A 21,276-nucleotide genomic window follows, 5' to 3' on the forward strand; every position below is an offset into this window, starting at 1 on the left:
ACAAAAAAACCCAAAAAATTGGGCTTATTTTTTTCTTTCTTGAAGAGCTTTTGCTACAGTAGCACCAATATCAGCTGGTGATTCTACAACGTACACTCCAGCTTCTCTTAGTGCTTCCATTTTTTCTTGTGCAGTACCTTTACTTCCACTTACAATTGCACCCGCATGCCCCATTCTTTTACCTTTAGGAGCAGTTTGTCCTGCTATAAACGCAATAACTGGCTTAGTGATTTTTTCTTTGATAAGCTTTGCTGCTTGAATTTCAAGATCCCCTCCAATTTCACCTATCATTACGATAGCTTCTGTTTCAGGATCTTCTTCAAACATTGGAAGTAACTGTTTGTAACTTAAACCAATTATTGGGTCACCACCTATACCAACAGCAGTTGTGATTCCATATCCTTGTTTTACAACTTGATTACTAGCTTCATAAGTTAAAGTTCCAGACTTAGAAATTAGCCCAACGTTTCCTTTTTTAAAGATGTGTCCTGGCATAATCCCGATTTTACACTCTTCTGCTGTAATAATACCTGGACAGTTTGGACCTATTGTCATCATACCTTTTTTAACAGCATAATGTTTTGCCATCATCATATCTTTTACAGGAGCACCCTCAGTAATAATTACAGCTAGTTCAATTCCAGCATCTGCCGCTTCCATAACAGCATCTGCAACAAATGCAGGTGGAACAAAAATCATACTAACAGTAGCTCCTGTAGTTTTTACAGCTTCTTCAACTGTATTAAATACAGGCTTTCCAAGGTGAGTCATTCCTCCTTTGTTTGGAGTTACACCTCCAACGATTTGAGTACCATACGCCATACATTGTTCTGCGTGAAAAGTACCTTCTTTTCCTGTAAATCCTTGCACAATTACTTTTGTATCTTTATTTACTAAAATACTCATTATAGCTCTCCTTTCGCAGCTTTTACAGCTTTAACCGCTCCATCTTTTAAATCAGTTGCTGGAATAATATTTTTAATATTTGCATTTCTAAGAATTTCAGCAGCTTCCTCAGCATTTGTTCCATCAAGTCTAACTACAACTGGTACATTTACCTCTACTTTCTCAGTAGCTTGTAAAATACCATTTGCAATTCTGTCACATCTTACTATTCCACCAAAAATATTTACAAAAATAGATTTTACATTTGGATCACTTAAAATAATTTCAAATCCTTTAGCAACTGTATCTGGATTTGCTCCACCACCAACATCTAAGAAGTTAGCTGGTTCTCCACCTTCGTGTTTAATAATATCCATTGTAGCCATAGCTAGACCTGCACCATTTACCATACATCCAACATTTCCATCAAGTTTAATATAGCTTAGGCCGTATTTTTTAGCTTCAACTTCAGTTGATTCTTCCTCATCTAAGTCTCTCATTTCAGCAATTTCAGGATGTCTATATAAAGCATTATCATCAAATCCCATTTTAGCATCAAGTGCTAAAAATCTTCCATCACCAGTTTTAATTAATGGGTTAATTTCAATTAACTCTGCATCGTTATCTACGTAAACATTATAAAGTGCAGTTGCAAATTTAATAAATTCTTTTTGTTCTTCTTTAGATAGTCCTAATCCAAAAGCTAATTTTCTTGCATGAAAAGGCTGAAAACCAATAGTTGGGTCTATTGCTACTTTAATAATTTTTTCTGGTGTCTTAGCTGCCACTTCTTCAATTTCCATTCCACCTTCAGTAGAAGCCATCATTACAGGCATTTCAAGTGCTCTATCAAGTACCATTCCAAGATAATATTCAGCTTTAATATCTGCGCCTTCTTCTATATAAACTTTTTTTACTACTTTTCCTTCTGGTCCAGTTTGATGAGTTACAAGAGTCATTCCAATCATATCTTCTGCAAGCTTTTCTACTTCGTCAAGACTTCTTGCAAGTTTAACCCCACCAGCTTTTCCTCTACCACCAGCATGGATTTGAGCTTTAACAACCCATAAGTCTCCTCCAAGACTTTCAGCTACTTTTCTAGCTTCAGGGCCACTAAATGCAACACCTCCTCTTGGAGTTGGCACACCATATTTTCTGAAAATCTCTTTTGCTTGATATTCATGTATATTCATTTAATCTCCTTTCATTTTTTTATACTAATAACTTGGAACTTGGCTACTTATTTTCCCACTCTTTTCTACCTTGCTCGTACAAATCATTTCCATAACTATCATTAACTACCACTACAGGAAAATCCTCTACTTCAAGTTTTCTTACTGCTTCAGGTCCAAGCTCAGGATATGCAATAACTTCAGCTGATTTTATTCTCTCTGCTAAAAGTGCTCCTGCTCCTCCAACTGCTCCAAAATAAACAGCTTTATGTTTTTTACAAGCCTCTTTTACTGCTTCGTTTCTCTTACCTTTACCAATCATTCCTTTTTGGCCTTTTTCAATTAAAATTGGAGCAAAAGAATCCATTCTGTAACTTGTTGTAGGACCTGCACTACCAATAGGTTCTCCAGGTTTTGGAGGAGTTGGGCCTACATAATAAATTACCGCTCCTTTAAGCTCAAAAGGAAGCGGTTCTCCTTTTTCAATTAAGTCTACTAATCTTTTATGTGCTGCATCTCTTGCAGTATAAATTGTCCCAGTAAGATAAACTATATCCCCTGCTTTTAATTTTATTACATCTTCATCAGTTAATGGAGTTTTTAATCTATACTCAGCCATTTTTTCCCTTTATATTGTAATATGTGTATGTCTACTGCTATGACATTGAATATTTACAGCAACAGGAAGTGATGCTATATGACACATTCTGTTTTCATATGTTTCGATATGAACAGCAAGAACTGTTTCGGTTCCACCCATTCCCATTGCACCAATTCCTAGTTTATTTAATTCTTCTTTTAATTCAGCTTCAAACTCAGCTAACTCTTTATCTGGGTTAACACTTCCTATATCTCTAAATAGTGCATGTTTACTCATAACCGCTGCCATATCAAAACTTCCTCCTATACCAATACCTACTACTAATGGAGGACAAGGATTTGGACCTGCATCACTTACAACTTTTTTAACAAACTCTTTAATACCTTCTTTTCCTTGAGCAGGTGCTAAAACTGTAGCGCGACTTACATTTTCACTTCCCCCACCTTTTGCAGCAAATTCAATCTCAATTTTATCTCCAGGAACAATGTCAAAATAAATTACTGGTGGAAGATTATAACCTACTTTTTCTTTTAAATTTGCTCTTGTAAAGCAATCACAAGTTGAAGCTCTTAAGTATCCTTCTTTATATCCTTTTTCAGTACCTTCATAAATAGCTTGCTTTAAACTTCCGCCTTCTACTTTAACATCTTCACCAACTTTTACAAAATATATTGCAAGACCAGTGTCTTGACATAAAGGTTTCCATTCTGATTCTGCAATTTTAGCATTCTCTAGAAGTTGTGATAATACTGCACGACTTACTTCACTTTTTTCATTTTTATAAGCTTCTTCTAGTGCTTTTTTCATATCAGGTGAAAGATGAGTTGCTGAATAAACAATCATATCTTTTATTGCTTTCACTATAGTATCATATTTTATTACTCTCATTTGCTTCCTTTAAAGAAATCTTTTTCTAAAATATCTATCATCTGTTTAACAGCAACAGTCGATTTTCTAAATTGCTCTTTTTCACAAGGATTAAGTGTAACTTCTATTACTTTTTCAGCTCCATCACGCCCTAGCATTACAGGAACACCATTTACAACATTATCAACTTCATATTCTCCTTTAAGTAACACTGCACATGGAAAAATCTGTTTTGAATCTCTAAGGATTGCTTCTACCATAATAGCTGTTGACTTTCCTGGAGCAAAATATGCACTTCCTGTCTTAAGATATCCAACAATTTCTGCTCCTGCGTGACGAGTACGTTCCACTACGTCATCAATCTCTTTTTGACTTAATAAATCACTTAGTGGCACTCCTGCAACTGTAGAATATCTAGGCAGTGGCACCATAAAATCACCATGCCCACCAATTACACTAGCTCTAATTTGACCAGCACCATATCCAAGCTTTTCATAAATAAAATACGCCATTCTTGCACTGTCTAAAATTCCAGCCATTCCAATTACTCTCTCACGAGGAAAACCTGATATTTTGAGGGCAGTATAAGTCATTGCATCAAGAGGGTTTGATACTACAATCAGCACAGCATCTGGAGCAACTTCTTTTACTTGCGAAACTACATCTTTCATAATTTCAGCATTTTTTAAAAGTAAATCTTCTCTTGTCATTCCAGGCTTTCTCGGAAAACCAGCAGTTATAACTACTACCTTAGAATCAGCTACATCCTCATAACTTTCAGCTGCTCTTACAATGGAATGGCTTCTCACGGCACTTGCTGCATGACTCATATCAAGAGCTTTACCTTTTGCTCTATCTTTATCTCTATCAACAAGAATTATCTCATGAGCAAGCCCTTGCATTGCAAGAGAATATGCCACTATACTTCCTACATTTCCTGCACCGATAATTGATACTTTATTAGACATATTTATCCTTTAAATAAAAGATAATCCCAAAAGGGATTATCCTCTTAAAGCATCAATAATTTTATTGAAAGTTTCACTTGGTCTCATAAATTTTTCTAGCTTCTCTTCATTAGGATGATAATATCCTTCAATATCAGCTGGTTTACCTTCTACTGCTGCAATTTCAGCAAGTATTTTTTCTTCATTTTCTTTTAATTCTTTTGCAACTGGTCTAAATTTAGCTTCAAGCTCGCTATCACCGCAATTCGCAAGTTCTTCTGCCCAATATCTTGCAAGATAGTAATGGCTTCCTCTATTATCAAGTTGTCCAACTTTTCTTTTTGGAGTTTTGTCATTTTCAAGATATTTACCAACTGCTCTACTTAGAGCTTCAGCAATAATTTCAGCTTTTTCATTTGCACCTTGTTTTCTAGCAAGTTTTAGTGATTCAACAGTTGCAAGGAACTCACCTAAACTATCCCATCTTAAGTGACCTTCTTTAATGAATTGCTCTACGTGTTTAGGTGCACTTCCTCCAGCACCAGTTTCATAAAGTCCTCCACCTGCAAGTAATGGAACAATTGATAGAGTTCTTGCACTTGTACCAACTTCAATAATTGGGAATAAGTCTGTTAAATAATCTCTAAGTACGTTTCCAGTTACACTAATTGTTCCAAGTCCTGCTCTAAATCTAGGAAGTGTAAATTTCATAGCTTGCTCTGGAGCCATAATATAATACTCAACTCCAGTTAAATCATGTTGTGGTAAATATTCTAATACTTTTCTAATAAGCTGCGCATCATGAGCTCTGTTGCTATCAAGCCAGAATACAATAGGATATCCACTGTCTTTTGCTCTTTCTACTGCAAGTCTTACCCAGTCTTTAATAGCAATATCTTTTGCAGAATATGCTCTAAATACATCCCCTTTTCCTACTTCAAATTCAAAAATAGTATTTCCATCTTTATCAAGTACTAAAAATTTACCATTGCTTGGTGCAAAGAAAGTTTTATCATGGCTTCCATACTCTTCAGCTTTTTTAGCCATAAGACCAACATTTTGAACTGTTCCAATTTTTGTTGGGTCATATTGACCATGTTTTTTAATATCTTCAACAATTTCTTTATACATTCTCGCATAAGTTCTATCTGGAACTGTAATTACTGTATCTTCTACTTCACCGCTTGGTCCCCAACCTTTTAGGCCATTTTTAATAACAGCTGGAATTGAAGCATCAACAATTACATCATTTGGTCTGTGAAGGTTTGTAATTCCTTTATCACTATCTACCATATATAGTCTTGGTTGTTCTTTATAGATTTCTTCAAGAGTCTCTTTAATTGCTTTTTGTTTATCTTCTGGAAGTTTTTTAAGTTTGTTTTCAAGATCAATTAATCCATTTCTTGGATTGAATCCAATCTCTTCAAGTTCTTTACCAAATTTATCGAATAGTTTTTTATAATATACTCTAATTGCATAGTCAAAGAAAGTTGGGTCACTAACTTTCATCATTGTAGCTTTAACGTGTAAACTAAATAGAATATCTTTTTCTTTTGCTTCTTTAATTGTTTTATCAAAGAATTTGCTTAGCTCTTCTACACTTAAAGTTGAAGCTGAGAATACTTCACCTTTTTCTACTGCTACTTCTTTAAGTTCTTTTCTATTTCCATTTTCATCTTCAAATGCAATAATTACACTTTGGTCTTTATCTGAAGTAAAGCTTTGTTCATTTTGATAAAAATCATTTTTTTCCATATGAGCTACATATGATTTACAATCTTTATCAACTGGTTTCATTGAATGTGGATGCATTTTTGCATAGTTTTTAACAGGTTCTGCTAGTCTTCTATCAGAGTTTCCTTCTCTAAGTACTGGGTTAACGTTACTTCCAACACATTTTAAATATTTAAGTTTAATTTTTTCTTCTTCTGCATTTTGTGGTTCTTCTGGAAAATCTGGAAGTGGATATCCTTGGCTTTGAAGTTCTTTAATTGTTGCAACAAGTTGTGGTATTGATGCTGAAATGTTAGGTAGTTTAATTACATTTGCTTCTGGTTTTTTAACTAGTTCACCTAAATATGCTAGCTCATCAGGTTGTCTTAAATTCTCAGGTAACATATCACTAAACTCAGCTATAACTCTTCCTGCAAGAGAAATATCTCTTAATTCCCAATTAATCCCTGCATCTTTTGTAAATGCTTCCATTACTGGAAGTAAACTAAATGTAGCAAGATATGGTGCTTCATCAATTTTTGTCCATACTATTGTTGGCTGTGCCATACTCTCTCCTTTTTTTTGTTTTTCAAATTTTACCTATTTTTGTACAAAAAGTAACAACTTTATTATTTTAGGAAACATTTTTGTCACTAAAAGTAACAATTAAGTTGAAATTAATGGTTAAAAGTAAAATGTTATTTTTCACTTTTAATTTTAACTTTTCACTTAAAATTGCATTTTTTTATTTTCTTCAGATGCTGACTGTAAGAAACAGAAAATAAATGTTTTTTACCACATTTTACAAAATATAAATACTTAACTTTAGCTGGAAAAAACGCTGCTTTTATTGCTTCTTTACTAACTACACATATTGGCTCTGGTGGTAAGCCATAATACCTATAAGTGTTATATTTACTTTTATCATTTCTTAATCTACTTGAAGTGATTTTAATATGAGAATATTTTCCATAATTTAGTGCACCATCCATTTGTAACTTCATTCGTTTTTTAAGCCTATTATAAATAACTGCTGAGATAAAAGGCATTTCTTTTACATTGGCCGCTTCTTTTTGAATTATTGAAGCAATTATTAATTTCTGTTTATATACTTTATAATTCCAAACTCCTAAAAATTTTTCACTAATTTCTTTATGCCATCTTAATGATTTGTTATATAAATACTCGCAAGCTCTTTGTTTTTGCATACCTATTGGCAAAAAATAAGTATCTGGTTTTATAAATCCTTCATCAATATTACATTTAAATCCTGGAAGTTTTAATTTTCTTTCTATTTGTTTATAAATAAAGTAATTGGTTTCTCCTGGAATAATTGTAACTTTTACTAAAGCTGCTTTTGAGTTAGTTAAACGAAATAAAAAATCAAGCTTTGTCATTTTTGTTTCTTTAAGATCTATCCATCCAGCCTGCGGGTATCCAAACATTCTTATAAAAATTTTGTCAAATAAATTTATATCTTCACCACTTTTTTGTAACACTTTTATTGTATAATTTGTGCTACCTTTTGGAACATAAATAACTCTATAAGTTTCTATATCTCTTGTTAAATAAAAAAGGATAAAGATAATGAATAGCAAAAGCCCTTCTATTGCTGCAATTATTTTTGTAACAATATATTTTTTAGTAGTAGTGTTTATTTCATTATTCAAAGGCCTCACCTTTCATAATATAAAATTAAATAATTTATATATAAAAAAAGCTTTTATCAAAATTAATAAAAAACTAATTTTTAGAGCGAATTCTATCACAATAAAGCAAACACAAAAAATAAACAAAGATATTACAACCATTCATCAAAAGATATATTATTTGTCCAAAATTTCAACTTTGTTTGAATTATTAGAATTTACTGATATTAAATATAAAAAAGTAAAAATTCCTTTAATAAAATATAACAATTCAATTTTAAAAGTATTTACGAACAATTTCTTACTTTATGGTAAGATTTTAAGCTATAAAAACAATACCATAATACAAAATTTTAATATAAGATATGATAATACTTATATATCAAATATTAATGGACTAATATCATATAATAAAAATATAAATTTTAAACTTAATTGGTTTTATAACCACAACAAAATAACATTAGACGGAACTCTTGATCAAAATGATACACTTTCTCTTAACATAAATGCTAAAAACTTTAAAACAAATTTTAAAAATATTAAAACTAATATAAAAAACTTATCTGTTTTAATCAAATATCAACTCAAATACTCTCTTTTTCAAATAAAAACCAAATTTGACTATTTAAAAACCTTATATAAAAATATAGAATTTAATGGAAATAATGGAAAAATTGATATAAACAATAAAAAAATAAAACTTGAACTTGAAACTTTAAAAATACCTAAAATTTCATTATTAAAAAATATTAATCTCAATTACTTAAAAGCAACTTATTTTATAAAAGAAAAAATATTAGTTGCAAATAATAATCACTTATCATTTTTATATAAAAACTATAATATAAAAGCAAACGATAACAATTTAATATTTAAAAATAAAAATAATTTAAATTTTTGTAGTAAAAAAGTTTCATTATTTTTTAAAGATTATTTAGTTACAGGAGAAAATGGCATTTTTTCAAAGTATAATAATTTTATATATTTTCAAGTTTCAAATAACCATCTAAAAAACAAACTTTTAAAAATTTATAATGATATTATTTACTTTTATAAAAACAGGATAGAAATTACAAATATAAAAGGAAACTATAAAAATATAAATTTCAAAATATCAAATTCTCTCATAAACCCAACATCAAAAAAAGCAGTAATTACTGATCTTAATATTAATGACATAAAGTTTTCTCCTATATTTATAAATTATGAAAAAGAAAAATTAACTTTAAAAACTATTTCAAACAATATCCAAATAAATAAAACCCTAAAAAATACATTAAAAGATTTTAATATTTCTCTTCCTATAACACAATTAAAAGGAAAAAATAAAGTAAAAGCTAGTTTAAGCTATTTCATTAATAAAAAAAGCTTATCTTGGAATATAGATATAAACTCTACTAATTCAATATTTCAATATAAAAACTACTTATTTTCGTATAAAAGCTTAAACTCAAATATTAAAGACTATAATTCAACTACAATTATTAAGTCTTTTTATATTCCTTTTGAATATGGCAAGCTTAAAGCTAATGCTAAAATTAAAACTAATAAAAATTTCATAAATACTTTTATTTTTATAAAAAAATTGAATATTGCAAATTTATTAGATATTAATTCATATAAAGAAAAAATAGCAATAAATTTAGATGATATGTTTATTTATTTTATAAACTCAAACATTATAGCAGATTTAAAAAATAAGATATTTTTTATTTTATCTATAAAAAATATTATTGACTATACTCCATTTAATAAAATAATAAAAGATGGAAATATAAATATAAAAATATCAAAAAACGCAGTATCAATAAAAGGAAATATTCTATTAACTAAACCTTTAATAATGAACCAAAAAAAACCTGATTCATTAAATGCTGAAATTAATATAAAAAATAATAATGTTACTATTGAAAATAAATTTATAATTGCTAATATAGAAAATTTAACAAATATAAATATTAATCTTTCTAATGTAATATTAAATGCAAAAACATTAATATTTATATATAAAAATTTAAATAATCTTTTCAAAAATAAAAGCAAAACAACAAATACATCTTTAACTATTAATGCTCTAAATTCAAGTTTTATTTATGATTCACATAAATTTTTATCTCAAGAAGCTAAAATAACATACAATAAAAATTTGAAAATTTTTTCAAAATATAAAAATAGTTCACTAAAAGGATACTCAAAAAGAAAATATTTTTTAATGGAAGGTAAAAACTATCAAAAAGAAGAGTTAGTAGCACTTCTTGACTTTTTTAATAACTTTAAAAATATAAATTTAGATTTTGTATTTGTTAAATCTCCTGATGATTTTTACACAGGTAAAATTTATATAAAAAAAGGAATAGTAAAAGAACTTGTTGTCTTAAACAATATTATAGCTTTTCTAAACACCATTCCTTCACTACTCTCAATTAGTTCACCTGGATTTTCAGCAAAAGGATATAAGATCAAAAAAGGTTATATTGATTATTTATACTATAATGATATTTTATATTTAAAACAAATAAAAATAATAGGAGCAAACATCGATTTTATTGGAAAAGGTTATATTGACTTTAATAAGAAATTTATTAATTTAAAATTAACAGCTAATCTCAAAATAAAAATTAAAAAAATTCCTATCATCGGAAAAGGTTTAAGTTATATTTTATTTGGAAAAGATGGAAGTATTAATGTAAAAATTATTGTTAAAGGAGATGTAGACAATCCTAAAGTATCACAAGATATTGGGAAAAATATATTATTAACTCCATTTGAGTTATTTAAAAGAGCAATTACTCTTCCATTTAATATATTTTAACGTGAGTTCGATTTAACAAAAAGTGTTTAAATGCACTCAACAAAAGAGCAAATTTTTTAACGCTTCGTAAAAGCTAAAAAGTGCAAACAGCTATACTGCCCTGCGGGTTTAGTGCACTTTTTTTAACGCTTTTACTTCGCTAAAATTTGCTATTGTTTCGCTTTATTTAAACACTTTTTTTAGTTTCATTTTTATATCGAATTCACGTTATTTTAACAAAGAGAGCTATATTCTCTCTTCGTTATGCTCTGGAACTAATATTAATTGATAGTTCTCTTTTCTTATTACTACACTTCTATTTCTTGGAATTTGCCCCTGCTGTTTTTTCAAACTCTCAATCTCTTTTTGAAGTCTTTCAATTTCTTCTTTTAATTGAAGAATAATTTCAACTCCAGCCAAATTAACCCCAAGTTCTCTTACTAAAGATAAAATAAGCTTTAGTCTATCAATATCCCTTTGAGAATAAAGCCTCATTTTACCTTCAGTTCTACTGGGTTTAATCAAACCTTCTCTTTCATATTGTCTTAATGTTTGCGGATGTATATTTAATATTTTACTAACAACACTTATTAAATATACTGGTTCATCATATCCATACATTTTAACCTCCTTTCTTCCGCAATGCACTCAAATTTATTTATACTACGACGGAAGTTTTTCTTCCATCATTTTCGCTAAATCAGGATCTATTTCTTCAACTTTAGGTAAAATTGGCCTTAGTTCCAGATATAAATCCCCATCTTTTACCCCATAACCTTTAACTCTTAATTTTTGACAACTTTTTGAATTTTTAGGCACTTTTACGTTTATATGCCCTTTAAATGTATCCACACCTATTTTACCACCAAATATCATAGTTTTTAAAGGAACATCTATTTTTTTATATAAGTCATTACCTTTTCTCTCCCACTCATTTGATGGTAAAACCTCAATCTCAAGAATCAAATCACCTTTATGTCCTTGAAAGGTTTTACCTTTTCCTTTAACTCTTAATTTTTGTCCTGTTTTTAAACCTTCTGGAATTTTAATCTTAATAGTTTCTCCATTATAATTAATTGTAAAAACTCCTCCATTTACTGATAAATCAAAAGGCACTTGAATTTTTGCATGTACATCTAAATCTGGAGCAAATCCACCACCAAATCCAAAATCTCCAAATCCGCCAAAACTTCCAAATCCGCTTTTGCCAAATCCACCACCAAAGATTGAATTTAGTATTTCTTCTAAGTCCACATCTTTGTGTTGTCTGTAAAAATCTTGAAAGTTTTGCCCATTAAACATAGTATCACCAAATTGATCATACTGCTTTCTTTTTTCAGGATCCCCTAAAATTTCATAAGCAGTATTAATTTCTTTAAATTTCTCTTCACATTCAGGTCTTTTGCAAATATCAGGGTGATACTTTCTTGCTAATTTTCTATAAGCTTTTTTTATTTCATCTTGGGTTGCATTTTCACTAACACCTAAAACTTCATATAAACTCTTTGCCATTTCCCCTCCTTCACATATGCTACACCTATTATTGATATAGGCGAATTATACAACAAAATTGAGTAAAAGTCAATCAATTTTGTTAAATAAAGAAAAGTTAAGGTATATACTATAATAATTTTTATTACAGAAATATTACATATTTAAAAAATTTGTCTCAAAATAAAAAAAGGCTAAAGAAAATTTTGAAGAGTATTTGTAAGAAGATTTTTTATATTTTCTAATTCTTCTTTACTTTTAGCCTCAAATCTTGTAACAAGTACAGGCGTTGTGTTACTTGCCCTAATAAGTCCCCAACCATTATCAAATATTACTCTTACCCCATCAACATCTACTAACTCTTTTATTCCAAGAGCTACTTTATTCTCATTTAAATATTCTTTAAGGTTTTCTATGATTTTAAATTTTTTATCTTCTGTAGTCTTTATTTTTATTTCATTTGTATTATAAACTTTTGGTAGTTTTTCAAATTCTTTTATAAAATCAAAACCTTCTTTTATAAGCTCAATTATTCTAAATGTAACATATATTGCATCATCTATTCCAAAATATCTATCATTAAAGAAAATATGCCCACTAACTTCTGCTGCTAAATCAGCTTTTTTTTCTTTAAGCAGTGTTTTTAAATTACTATGGCCTGTTTTATACATAATAGCTTGTCCAAATTTATTTATTTCGTCGTACATTACCTGAGTTGCTTTTACTTCACTTATAACACACGGATTTTTCATTTTCTTAGCAAAAAAGTAAGCTAAAATATCTCCTTTATAATTATATTTTTTATCAAGAAAAGCAATTCTATCAGCATCACCATCATATGCAAAAGCAAATTTTTTACCTTCTTTTAATTTTTCTTTTACCCATTTTAGATTTTCTTCTTCAGTTGGGTCTGGGTGATGATTTGGGAAAGTTCCGTCTGGATTTTCAAAAAGAACTTCGTAATTTTCTATACCAATTTTTTCCAGAATACTCCTAAGCACTACACCAGCAGCCCCATTACCTAAATCAAACACCGCATTAAGATTAAGCCCTTTTAAGTGTGAAAACTGATTTGAAATATAATCTATATAATCACTTTTTAAGTCATATTGAATTACTTCAAAATTATCTTCTATTTCAATGTTACTTTTTATTACCTCATCCCCTAAAGTATAAATATCTTTTCCATAAAAAGGAGCTTTATTAATTGTAATTTTAAATCCATTGTATTCTGGAGGATTGTGAGAACCTGTTATTTGAATAGTTCCACCTACATAAGTTTTTCCTTTTTTCTCCAAACACAGTGGTCTAAAGTTTGCAAAATAATTTGCTCCAGTTGGAAGTAACCCTGCACTTATAACTTTTTTTCCTGCTTTATTTAATCCACTAACAAGCCAATTATGAAGTATAGGTGAATGAACTCTTGCATCATAACTTATTAAAACATACTCTTTATCAATTTTTTTACCAAGAAAATAGCCAATTTTTTTTACAATATCCTCTTTTAAATCTTCACCAAAAATACCTCTAATATCATACTCTCTAAAAATATGTTTCATTAGTGTCCTTTTTTGTTAATTTGTATATTGGTGTATTTGAGGTATTAGAGGTTGTAGAGGTATTAGAAGTATTATAACCTCTATAACCTATACTAACCTTTAATACCTTTACTAACCCCTACTAACCTTTACTAACCTCTATTAACCTTTTTTCATTGTCCATTTTCCATTTTATAATGTATCCACCAAAGCAAAGCAAACTTAGCACTTGGTGTAATTACTTTATTTTCATCAAATATAAATTTCTCAATTTCACTTGTCTTCAACTCAAAAATTTCAATATCCTCATCATCTATCCCACCACCATTACTTACTTTTTCATTTTGAGTAACTTCTACATAGTATATACTCTGTCTTGCTGCATTACTTCCTACACTTGCCCAAGCTGAAGTAATTTTTTTAATTTTAGAAACATCTACATCATATCCACACTCTTCCAAAACTTCTTCTTTTGCTATCTCTAAACTACATTTATCTTTATCACAAATACCAGCACATAACTCATAAGTATAGCCATCATTATTTTTCAAATATACAGGAAGTCTAAACTGTTTTACTAAAATAATTGATTCTAAATCTTTATCATATATCAAAACTGCTACGCTATCCATTGATTTGCAGACTTCCCAACGTCTTATTTTGCCTTTATAATTAAAAAAAACTTCTTTTAAATTAAGATATTTTCCTTTCCCTAATTCTTTTATTTTTTCAACTTTAATCATCAAAAAGACCTTTTTCTTTTCTTTCCATTGGCACAAACTCAAAGTCAACTGCCACTGCAAAATTAAATGCTTTATTTAATTCTTTTTGAGATTTTACAAAAATAGTTTTTGCATGTTTTGTATTATCTATAATATAATTTAACTCATCAAAAAAAATCTCATCATTTTTTATACCGGTTATAATTACTTTATCACTTTTGCCATATTCTACTTCTTCTAAAAATGAATTAACAAAAACAGGTCTAAATCTATCAAGCTCAAATTCTAAAGTATATTTAATACTCTTGCTTTCAAAAAAATTTATAGCTTTCTCAAATGATTTTTTATATATAAAAGGCAGATTTATCTCGCTATTTCTAAATTCACTTTTAAAAAGCGAAATTTTATTTATATTAAGTTCTTTTGAAGTTAATTTTGAAGTATTTGCAAAGACTCTACTTTCATCATTTTCACTCATAATTAAAAATTTTTCAGTTAAATTTATTGCTTTTAAAAAATCTTCTTCTTTTTCTAAAACAACAACTCTTTTATCTAAATTCATTTTTTTTATAAGCATTAGGGTTATCTTATCTGCTAAATATATTTTATGCTGTAAATTCTCATACTTAAAGATATTAAATATTGCTTTTTTTAAACTATCTACTTTTATCCAAGCTATCTCTTTATCTAAAACTTCTATATCCTTTTCACTTATAATTGCATAAGCACCATTTTTTATAGCTTGTGCAATATCAGAAATATTTGTTACAAAAAAACAACTGCCCCTACTTACTTCATTGACGTTTTTTGTGAAATGAACAACTTCGCTAATATAAGGGCGATTTATAAGTTCGCCCCCTATTAAGTTTGTAAGTGTTTCAATTTTCATTATTTTATTTGAGTTCCAACTTTTTTAGGATTTTCTGGACGAATTAAGCTTAAGCCGTCTTCATCTTTTGCAGCAAGCAACATTCCTTCACTAACTAACCCCATAAGCTTTGCAGGTTTTAAGTTACTTACTACACACACTTGAGTTCCTTCAAGATCTTCTGGTTTATAATATTCTTTAATACCAGCTACAATCTGACGAGGCTTTTCTTCTCCTAAATCTACTTCAAGTCTAAGTAGTTTTTTTGATTTTTTAACTTCTTCAGCTTTGATTACCGTGCCAACTTTTAATTCCACTTTAAAAAATTCATCAATAGTAATAATATTTTGTGGCTCTTCTTTTTTAGGTTCTACTTTTTTCATTAAAGGTTTTTCAATTTTTGGAAATAACGGAGGAATTTTTTGGATAGTAAAGTCATCAAGAAGAACTCCACTCATAATTTTTTTAAAACTTTCAGTATTAATCTCAAATCCTAAAGCATTAGCTATTTTTTGTGTAGTTTTAGGCATAAAAGCATGAAGATTTACAGCTACAAGTGCTAATAAATTTGCAATAAGTCCAATTAGCGCTGCTGCTTTTTCAGTTTCTCCATTTTTCATAAGTTCCCATGGTTTATATGTATCAATTACTTTATTTCCTATTGCTAGTACTCTCCATAACTCTTCTAAAAACTTATGAATTTGCATTTTCCAAAGATATGTTTCTTCTAAATCTTTAACTATCTCTCTTGCTTCATTTAATTCATTAGCATAATATTTAAGAACACTCTGACTTTCAACTTTTCCATCAAAATACTTATATGCCATTCCAATAATTCTATTTAATAGGTTTCCAAGGTCATTTCCAAGATCATTATTGATTCTATCTATAAGAGCTTTTTCACTAAAATCTCCATCCGCACCAAATGGTACTTCTCTAAGTAGAAAATATCTAAAGTTTTCAATTCCATATGCATCAGCCACTTCTTTTGGATTAATCACATTGCCTTTACTTTTACTCATCTTTTCACCATCTCTTGTCCACCATCCATGAGCTGCTATTTTTTTTGGCAACTCATATCCTATACTCATTAAAAACGCTGGCCAATAAACAGCATGAAATTTCAATATATCTTTTCCAACAATATGAAGTCTTGCAGGCCAATGTTTTTGTACTAAACTATCATCATCACTTCCATATCCAAGAGCCGTAAGATAATTAAACAATGCATCCAACCAAACATAAACTACATGTTTTGGGTCATTAATCTCTTGTGGAAGCTTTACACCCCACTCAAACGAAGTTCTAGTAATTGAAAGGTCTTTTAGCCCCTCTTCTACAAATCTAATAACCTCATTAGCTTTAGCTTCAGGTAAAATTGGTTTTTTATTCTTTAACCAATCTAAAAGTTTATCTTGATATTTTGAAAGTTTAAAAAAGTATGACTCTTCTTTAATTATTCTTGTAGGTTTTCCGCAATCAGGACATAGCTCATCATTGACAAGTTGACTTGGTGCAATGAAACTCTCACAACTTACACAATAATGTCCTTCATAGTAGTCTTTATAAATATCTCCTTTTTTATACATATCAAGAAATGCTTTTTGAACACCTTTTTTATGTTCAGGATCAGTAGTCCTAATAAATTTATCATAACTTATTTCAAACTCATCCCATAATTCTTTAAATTTTGCACTAATTTCATCAGCATACTCTTTTGGAGATTTACCTCTTTTCTTTGCTGCTTCTTCTATTTTTTGACCATGTTCATCAGTACCTGTTAAAAAAAATGTATCAATTCCCTTTAGTCTACTATATCTCGCAATAGCATCAGCTATTATTGTAGTATATGCATGTCCAATATGTGGAACATCGTTTACATAATAAATCGGTGTAGTTAAATAGTATGTTTTACAATCCGCCATGTTTATCCCTTTAACTTTTCTTTATTTTTTTCATAAGTTTCTAAAACTTTATTTATTTCATATTTACTACCAAAAAAGCAAGGAGTAGTATCATGATACCCATTACATTTAAGTGTTAATAAATCTACAAATCCATCAACAGCCTCACCTCCTGCTTTTTTATAAACATAAGCAAATGGAAAAACTTCAAAAAGCTTTCTAAGCTTACCTTTTAATTTATCAGTAGTTGCAGGATACGCAAAAAGTCCCCCTTCTTTTAATAAAATTTGATGTAAATCCGGCACCATTCCACCACTATATCTTAATCTATATCCTTCTTTAAATAAACTATCTATCATTTCTTTATGAAATTCAAACCAATTTTTTTGGGTGCCTCCAGGGCCTATAATTTTTCCTTTTTCTTTAAGTTTTAATTCTTTTACAAATTCAAAATGTTTTTCTTTTTCATTAAGTCTAAATAATTTTACTACATCTTTTGCAACAACCATCTCAACTCTTGGACCATAAACAACATAAACTGCTGCTTTTATGTTCTCTGCACTATACTCACCCTCATAAATTCCAAAAATACTTCCAACACTCAAATCAACATCAATTAAACTACTTCCATCTAACGGATCGTAAGCTACTAAATATGTTCCATTATTTTTACTAACAGGCTTTTCTTTTTCTTCACTCATAATCTCTTTTACACTTTTTACTTTTAATAAATTTTTCTCTACTATTTCATCACTTATTACATCAAGTTTTACTTGAATATCGCCACTTGCATTTTCTGACTCTACTTTTCCAGTATCTTTTGTTTTAATTGCTTCATAAATTTCAACTGCAATATTTTCTATCGCTTTTATAATTTCTGTCATTATTTCTCCTTTGTTTTACTCTCCATACTCAATCAATCTAAATATCTTCAGCATTTCTTAAAATCCAATCTATCACCTCATCTATATTATTCAAATCAAGTATTTCTATATTCTCAGGTATTTTACTTTTATCAATACTATCATCAATAGCTACTGCTTTAATATATCTAAAGTAACTCTCATCAACTTCACCTCTAAATACTGCAAGTCTTGGCAAGGGAAGATATTTTAATCCTTCAACAAGCAAAATATCAAAATCATTTATCATATCTACTATCTCATTAAGAGATTTTTGACGATGAGAAAAATAAGTAGTCCTATTTGGAGAGGTTACAACAACCTCAGCACCTGTATTAAAAAATCTAAAACTGTCTTTTCCTTCTTGATCAAACTTAGCCTTATCTGATGGATCATTTTTTATTATTGCGATTTTGTATGAAGTTATAAGTCTTTTTGCAATTTTTTCTATTAATGTAGTTTTACCTGAGTTACTTGGGCCCGTAAATGCAATAGCTTTTCTCAAATTCTACCTTTTTTTTCATAATTTTATCAAAAAAATAAGTTATAATATTTTAAAGGAATAAAAAATGGATATGGAATTTTTAAAATCTATAATACTTTCTATTGTCTTAGGATTTTTAATAGGACTTGAGAGAAATATCTCCTTTAAAACTCAAAACGAAAAAGGATTTGCAGGAAGCAGAACTTTTGGTTTAATCTCACTTCTTGGATATTTAAGTGCTTTTATTAACGAAAGATTTCAATTTTTTGTTTATTTAACTTTCTTTGGGGTTATTTTATTAAGTGCAGTAGCATATTTTCTAAAAGTTTATCATTATAATAAACAAGGCACAACTACCAATTTTAGTGCTTTAATAGCATTTATTATAGGTATTTTAATATATGAAAAACTCTACATTTTTGCAATAATTACTACTATAGTGCTTATTTTTTTATTAAACCTAAAAACAACATTAAAAACAGTAGAATCAAAACTATCAAGCAAAGATATAAACGCAGCAATTTTACTTTTTGCTATAACTTTCTTAGTTTTACCATATCTTCCTGACAAGATGGTTTATTATATAAACCCTTATAAAACTTGGTTAATGGCTGTAATTATTTCCTCTCTATCTTTTTTAGGATATCTAGCCATTAAATTTGTAGGTGAAAAATATGGGATATTGCTAATAGGCGCAGCTGGTGGATTTGCAAGTAGTACAGCTGTTACATATTCTCTTAGTAAAATATATTCAAAACTAAAAAACCATACCATTTTTACCTATGCTGCTGCAATTGCTATTGCAAATACTATAATGTTTACAAGAGTTTTTGTTGAAATTCTTTTAATAAACCAAAAACTAGCATTATTTTTAGCGTTTCCATATCTTTTTACAACTATAATAGGTGTTTTTTTATCTTATAGATTTTATAAAAACTGTAAATCAAGTGTTCAAACTCCTTCAATTATTAAAAAAAACCCTATCGAACTTAATGAAGCAATAAAATTTGCAATAATATTTGCACTAATTTATTCACTAACTTATTATATAGGCAACAAATATGGCAATGTAGGAATTTATATAATCTCTTTTATATCTGGATTAACTGATGTTGATGCTATTACTTTATCTCTTTCATCTCTTGCAAAAAAAGAAATTTCATTAATTAATGCAAGCTTAGGAATAGTAATAGCAAGCTTATCAAATACTATTTTTAAATTAAGCATAGTCTACTTTTCAGCCCCAAAAGAACTTTTTAAAAAATTACTAAATTTTTTTATTATTATTTTATTGGTGTTTATAATTTCTTTTATTCTAAATTATCTCATTAGCATTTATTATTGAAGAGAGGCCATATCTATTTCTTATTTTATAAATAGCTTCATTTAACTTTTCATATCTTTTATCTTTTTCAAAATCAAATAAATTACTTTCCTTTTTAAATCTACTAGTAACTAAACTTATACTAACAATAGCTTCATCTTCTATATCTGCTCTATAAAAAAGAATACTCATAATTTCTTTTAATGTCAGTTCGTTAAAAATTCTTGAAATTTTTATGTGTGCTTTTGATTTTTTTCCATTTTTATATTTTATCTTTAAATAATAAAATGTAGGATTTACTCTTTTTTTCGTTATCAAAAAAGCAAGATATCTACAAAGTATATGCACTCTTCTAATTACTTCAGAGCGTCTAAAAACAGGATCAAATCTTCTTGAAATCCCAATACTTTTTCTATCTTCATTTTCAATAACATTTTCTTCATCTATTCCACAAACTCTATTATATAAGGTAACTCCATTCTTTCCCCAAGAATAAAAATACTCTTTATTTCTTTTAACATCTCCTAAAGTTACAATTCCTTTTTCTTTTAACTTTTTTTCTATATTTTTACCAATCCCTGGGAACTTATTAATAGGAATATTTTCTATAAATTCATTAACATTCCTAACAACTTTAATTCCATTAGGCTTAGCAAAAGAAGTAGCAAGTTTTGCAATCCATTTACTCTTGCTAGCTCCAATAGATACAGGCAAAGAAAACTTCTCCCAAACTTCATTTTTTAAATCTTTTATAAAAAACTCAATATTTTCATCATCAATCCAACCTTGCAAATCTCCAAAAAACTCATCTATACTATATTGTTCAATAACTGGAACTTTTTTTCTAAGGAAAAGCTTTAATTTATATGAAAGTAAATGATAAAGTTTATAATTTGGGGCTATGACTATTAAATTCGGATAAATTTTAAGAGCCTGTGCTAAAGTAGTTCCTGTTTTTATGCCAAGTTCTCTTGCTTCATAGCTTGCCGTTACAACAATTCCTCTAACTTTTCCGTTCTCTAAAAAATAGTTTTTATTATACTCTTTGTTATATGCTATCAGATCACCAGTAAAAGCACCTTTATTCATAGTAAAATATTTTGTATTTATATTTTTAAAAATTTCCTTATCACTCCTTTTAACAACTACTACAGGTTTATTTATTAAGCTTTTATCTTTAATCCTATGAGCAGATACAAAAAAAGAATCTAAATCAATATGTATTTTCAAAACTGCTCCTTTTTAGTCATTAGTTATTATGCTCATTCTAAATTCTCCACCCAGACCATTCAGACCATCATAAAAATGGTAATCGAACATACCCTACGATAATAGGACAAATTTCTTCATTTTAAATTTTTCACTTTTCATTTTAATAATTCTCCATTCTCAATTTTCAATTTTTAAGTTGACAA

General features: G+C 28.6%; 18 protein-coding genes. 2 read left to right on the top strand and 16 right to left on the bottom strand.

Features of this window, described 5'->3' with window-relative positions; translation table 11 throughout:
• Window positions 1-24 precede the first annotated feature (24 nt).
• The 7 genes from sucD to mltG form a co-directional block, all read right to left on the bottom strand.
• Window positions 25-906, bottom strand: a complete 882-nt coding sequence (sucD, locus tag ACYQ1U_RS02760) for a succinate--CoA ligase subunit alpha (RefSeq protein ID WP_459884043.1) — start codon at window positions 904-906, stop codon at window positions 25-27.
• Window positions 906-2,078: an ADP-forming succinate--CoA ligase subunit beta gene (sucC, locus tag ACYQ1U_RS02765; RefSeq protein WP_459884045.1), complete on the bottom strand. Its 1,173-nt coding sequence runs from the start codon at window positions 2,076-2,078 to the stop codon at window positions 906-908. Before sucC ends, sucD begins: the two co-directional genes overlap by 1 nt.
• 43 nt (window positions 2,079-2,121) lie before the next feature.
• Window positions 2,122-2,676 (bottom strand): Fe-S-containing hydro-lyase, encoded by a 555-nt coding sequence (locus ACYQ1U_RS02770; protein WP_459884047.1) that lies wholly within the window; start codon window positions 2,674-2,676, stop codon window positions 2,122-2,124.
• Between the two features lie 9 nt (window positions 2,677-2,685).
• Window positions 2,686-3,546 (bottom strand): fumarate hydratase, encoded by an 861-nt coding sequence (locus ACYQ1U_RS02775; protein ID WP_459884050.1) that lies wholly within the window; start codon window positions 3,544-3,546, stop codon window positions 2,686-2,688.
• Window positions 3,543-4,493 carry a malate dehydrogenase gene (mdh, locus tag ACYQ1U_RS02780; protein WP_459884053.1) on the bottom strand — a complete coding sequence of 317 codons (951 nt, stop codon included), beginning with the start codon at window positions 4,491-4,493 and terminating at the stop codon, window positions 3,543-3,545. Before mdh ends, ACYQ1U_RS02775 begins: the two co-directional genes overlap by 4 nt.
• Window positions 4,494-4,529: 36 nt before the next feature.
• Window positions 4,530-6,752: an NADP-dependent isocitrate dehydrogenase gene (locus tag ACYQ1U_RS02785; protein ID WP_459884055.1), complete on the bottom strand. Its 2,223-nt coding sequence runs from the start codon at window positions 6,750-6,752 to the stop codon at window positions 4,530-4,532.
• 158 nt (window positions 6,753-6,910) lie between these two features.
• Complete coding sequence (gene mltG / locus ACYQ1U_RS02790) at window positions 6,911-7,855, bottom strand: endolytic transglycosylase MltG (protein WP_459884057.1); 945 nt, start codon at window positions 7,853-7,855, stop codon at window positions 6,911-6,913.
• Window positions 7,856-8,033: 178 nt separating this feature from the next.
• Here mltG and ACYQ1U_RS02795 point away from each other — a divergent pair, with 178 nt between their 5' ends.
• Window positions 8,034-10,649 carry a YhdP family protein gene (locus ACYQ1U_RS02795; protein WP_459884059.1) on the top strand — a complete coding sequence of 872 codons (2,616 nt, stop codon included), beginning with the start codon at window positions 8,034-8,036 and terminating at the stop codon, window positions 10,647-10,649.
• Between the two features lie 225 nt (window positions 10,650-10,874).
• Here ACYQ1U_RS02795 and ACYQ1U_RS02800 read toward each other — a convergent pair whose 3' ends face one another.
• The 8 genes from ACYQ1U_RS02800 to mobB form a co-directional block, all read right to left on the bottom strand.
• Window positions 10,875-11,249, bottom strand: a complete 375-nt coding sequence (locus ACYQ1U_RS02800) for a heat shock protein transcriptional repressor HspR (RefSeq protein ID WP_459884061.1) — start codon at window positions 11,247-11,249, stop codon at window positions 10,875-10,877.
• 42 nt (window positions 11,250-11,291) lie between these two features.
• Complete coding sequence (locus tag ACYQ1U_RS02805; RefSeq protein WP_459884064.1) at window positions 11,292-12,140, bottom strand: DnaJ C-terminal domain-containing protein; 849 nt, start codon at window positions 12,138-12,140, stop codon at window positions 11,292-11,294.
• A 173-nt stretch (window positions 12,141-12,313) separates the two neighbouring features.
• A complete protein-coding gene (locus ACYQ1U_RS02810; protein WP_459884067.1) occupies window positions 12,314-13,678 on the bottom strand; it encodes a phosphomannomutase/phosphoglucomutase in 1,365 nt (454 codons plus the stop codon).
• A gap of 152 nt (window positions 13,679-13,830) precedes the next feature.
• Window positions 13,831-14,400, bottom strand: coding sequence for an NUDIX hydrolase (locus tag ACYQ1U_RS02815; RefSeq protein ID WP_459884069.1), 570 nt, complete (start codon window positions 14,398-14,400; stop codon window positions 13,831-13,833).
• The gene (locus ACYQ1U_RS02820) at window positions 14,393-15,268 is read right to left on the bottom strand and encodes a hypothetical protein (RefSeq protein WP_459884072.1); all 876 of its coding nucleotides are present in this window, start codon (window positions 15,266-15,268) and stop codon (window positions 14,393-14,395) included. Before ACYQ1U_RS02820 ends, ACYQ1U_RS02815 begins: the two co-directional genes overlap by 8 nt.
• Complete coding sequence (metG, locus tag ACYQ1U_RS02825) at window positions 15,268-17,172, bottom strand: methionine--tRNA ligase (RefSeq protein ID WP_459884075.1); 1,905 nt, start codon at window positions 17,170-17,172, stop codon at window positions 15,268-15,270. Before metG ends, ACYQ1U_RS02820 begins: the two co-directional genes overlap by 1 nt.
• A 2-nt stretch (window positions 17,173-17,174) precedes the next feature.
• A complete protein-coding gene (locus ACYQ1U_RS02830; RefSeq protein WP_459884078.1) occupies window positions 17,175-18,035 on the bottom strand; it encodes a class 1 fructose-bisphosphatase in 861 nt (286 codons plus the stop codon).
• A gap of 37 nt (window positions 18,036-18,072) precedes the next feature.
• The gene (gene mobB, locus ACYQ1U_RS02835; protein WP_459884081.1) at window positions 18,073-18,558 is read right to left on the bottom strand and encodes a molybdopterin-guanine dinucleotide biosynthesis protein B; all 486 of its coding nucleotides are present in this window, start codon (window positions 18,556-18,558) and stop codon (window positions 18,073-18,075) included.
• Window positions 18,559-18,622: 64 nt separating this feature from the next.
• Between mobB and ACYQ1U_RS02840 the strand changes: the two genes are divergently transcribed.
• Complete coding sequence (locus ACYQ1U_RS02840) at window positions 18,623-19,882, top strand: MgtC/SapB family protein (RefSeq protein ID WP_459884084.1); 1,260 nt, start codon at window positions 18,623-18,625, stop codon at window positions 19,880-19,882.
• On the opposite strand, the gene ACYQ1U_RS02845 is transcribed toward ACYQ1U_RS02840, so the two are convergent.
• Window positions 19,853-21,091 carry a Y-family DNA polymerase gene (locus ACYQ1U_RS02845; protein ID WP_459884087.1) on the bottom strand — a complete coding sequence of 413 codons (1,239 nt, stop codon included), beginning with the start codon at window positions 21,089-21,091 and terminating at the stop codon, window positions 19,853-19,855. The two genes, ACYQ1U_RS02840 and ACYQ1U_RS02845, sit on opposite strands and share 30 nt — an antisense overlap.
• Between the last annotated feature and the right edge of the window lie 185 nt (window positions 21,092-21,276).

It is taken from the genome of Caminibacter profundus, from assembly GCF_054657155.1.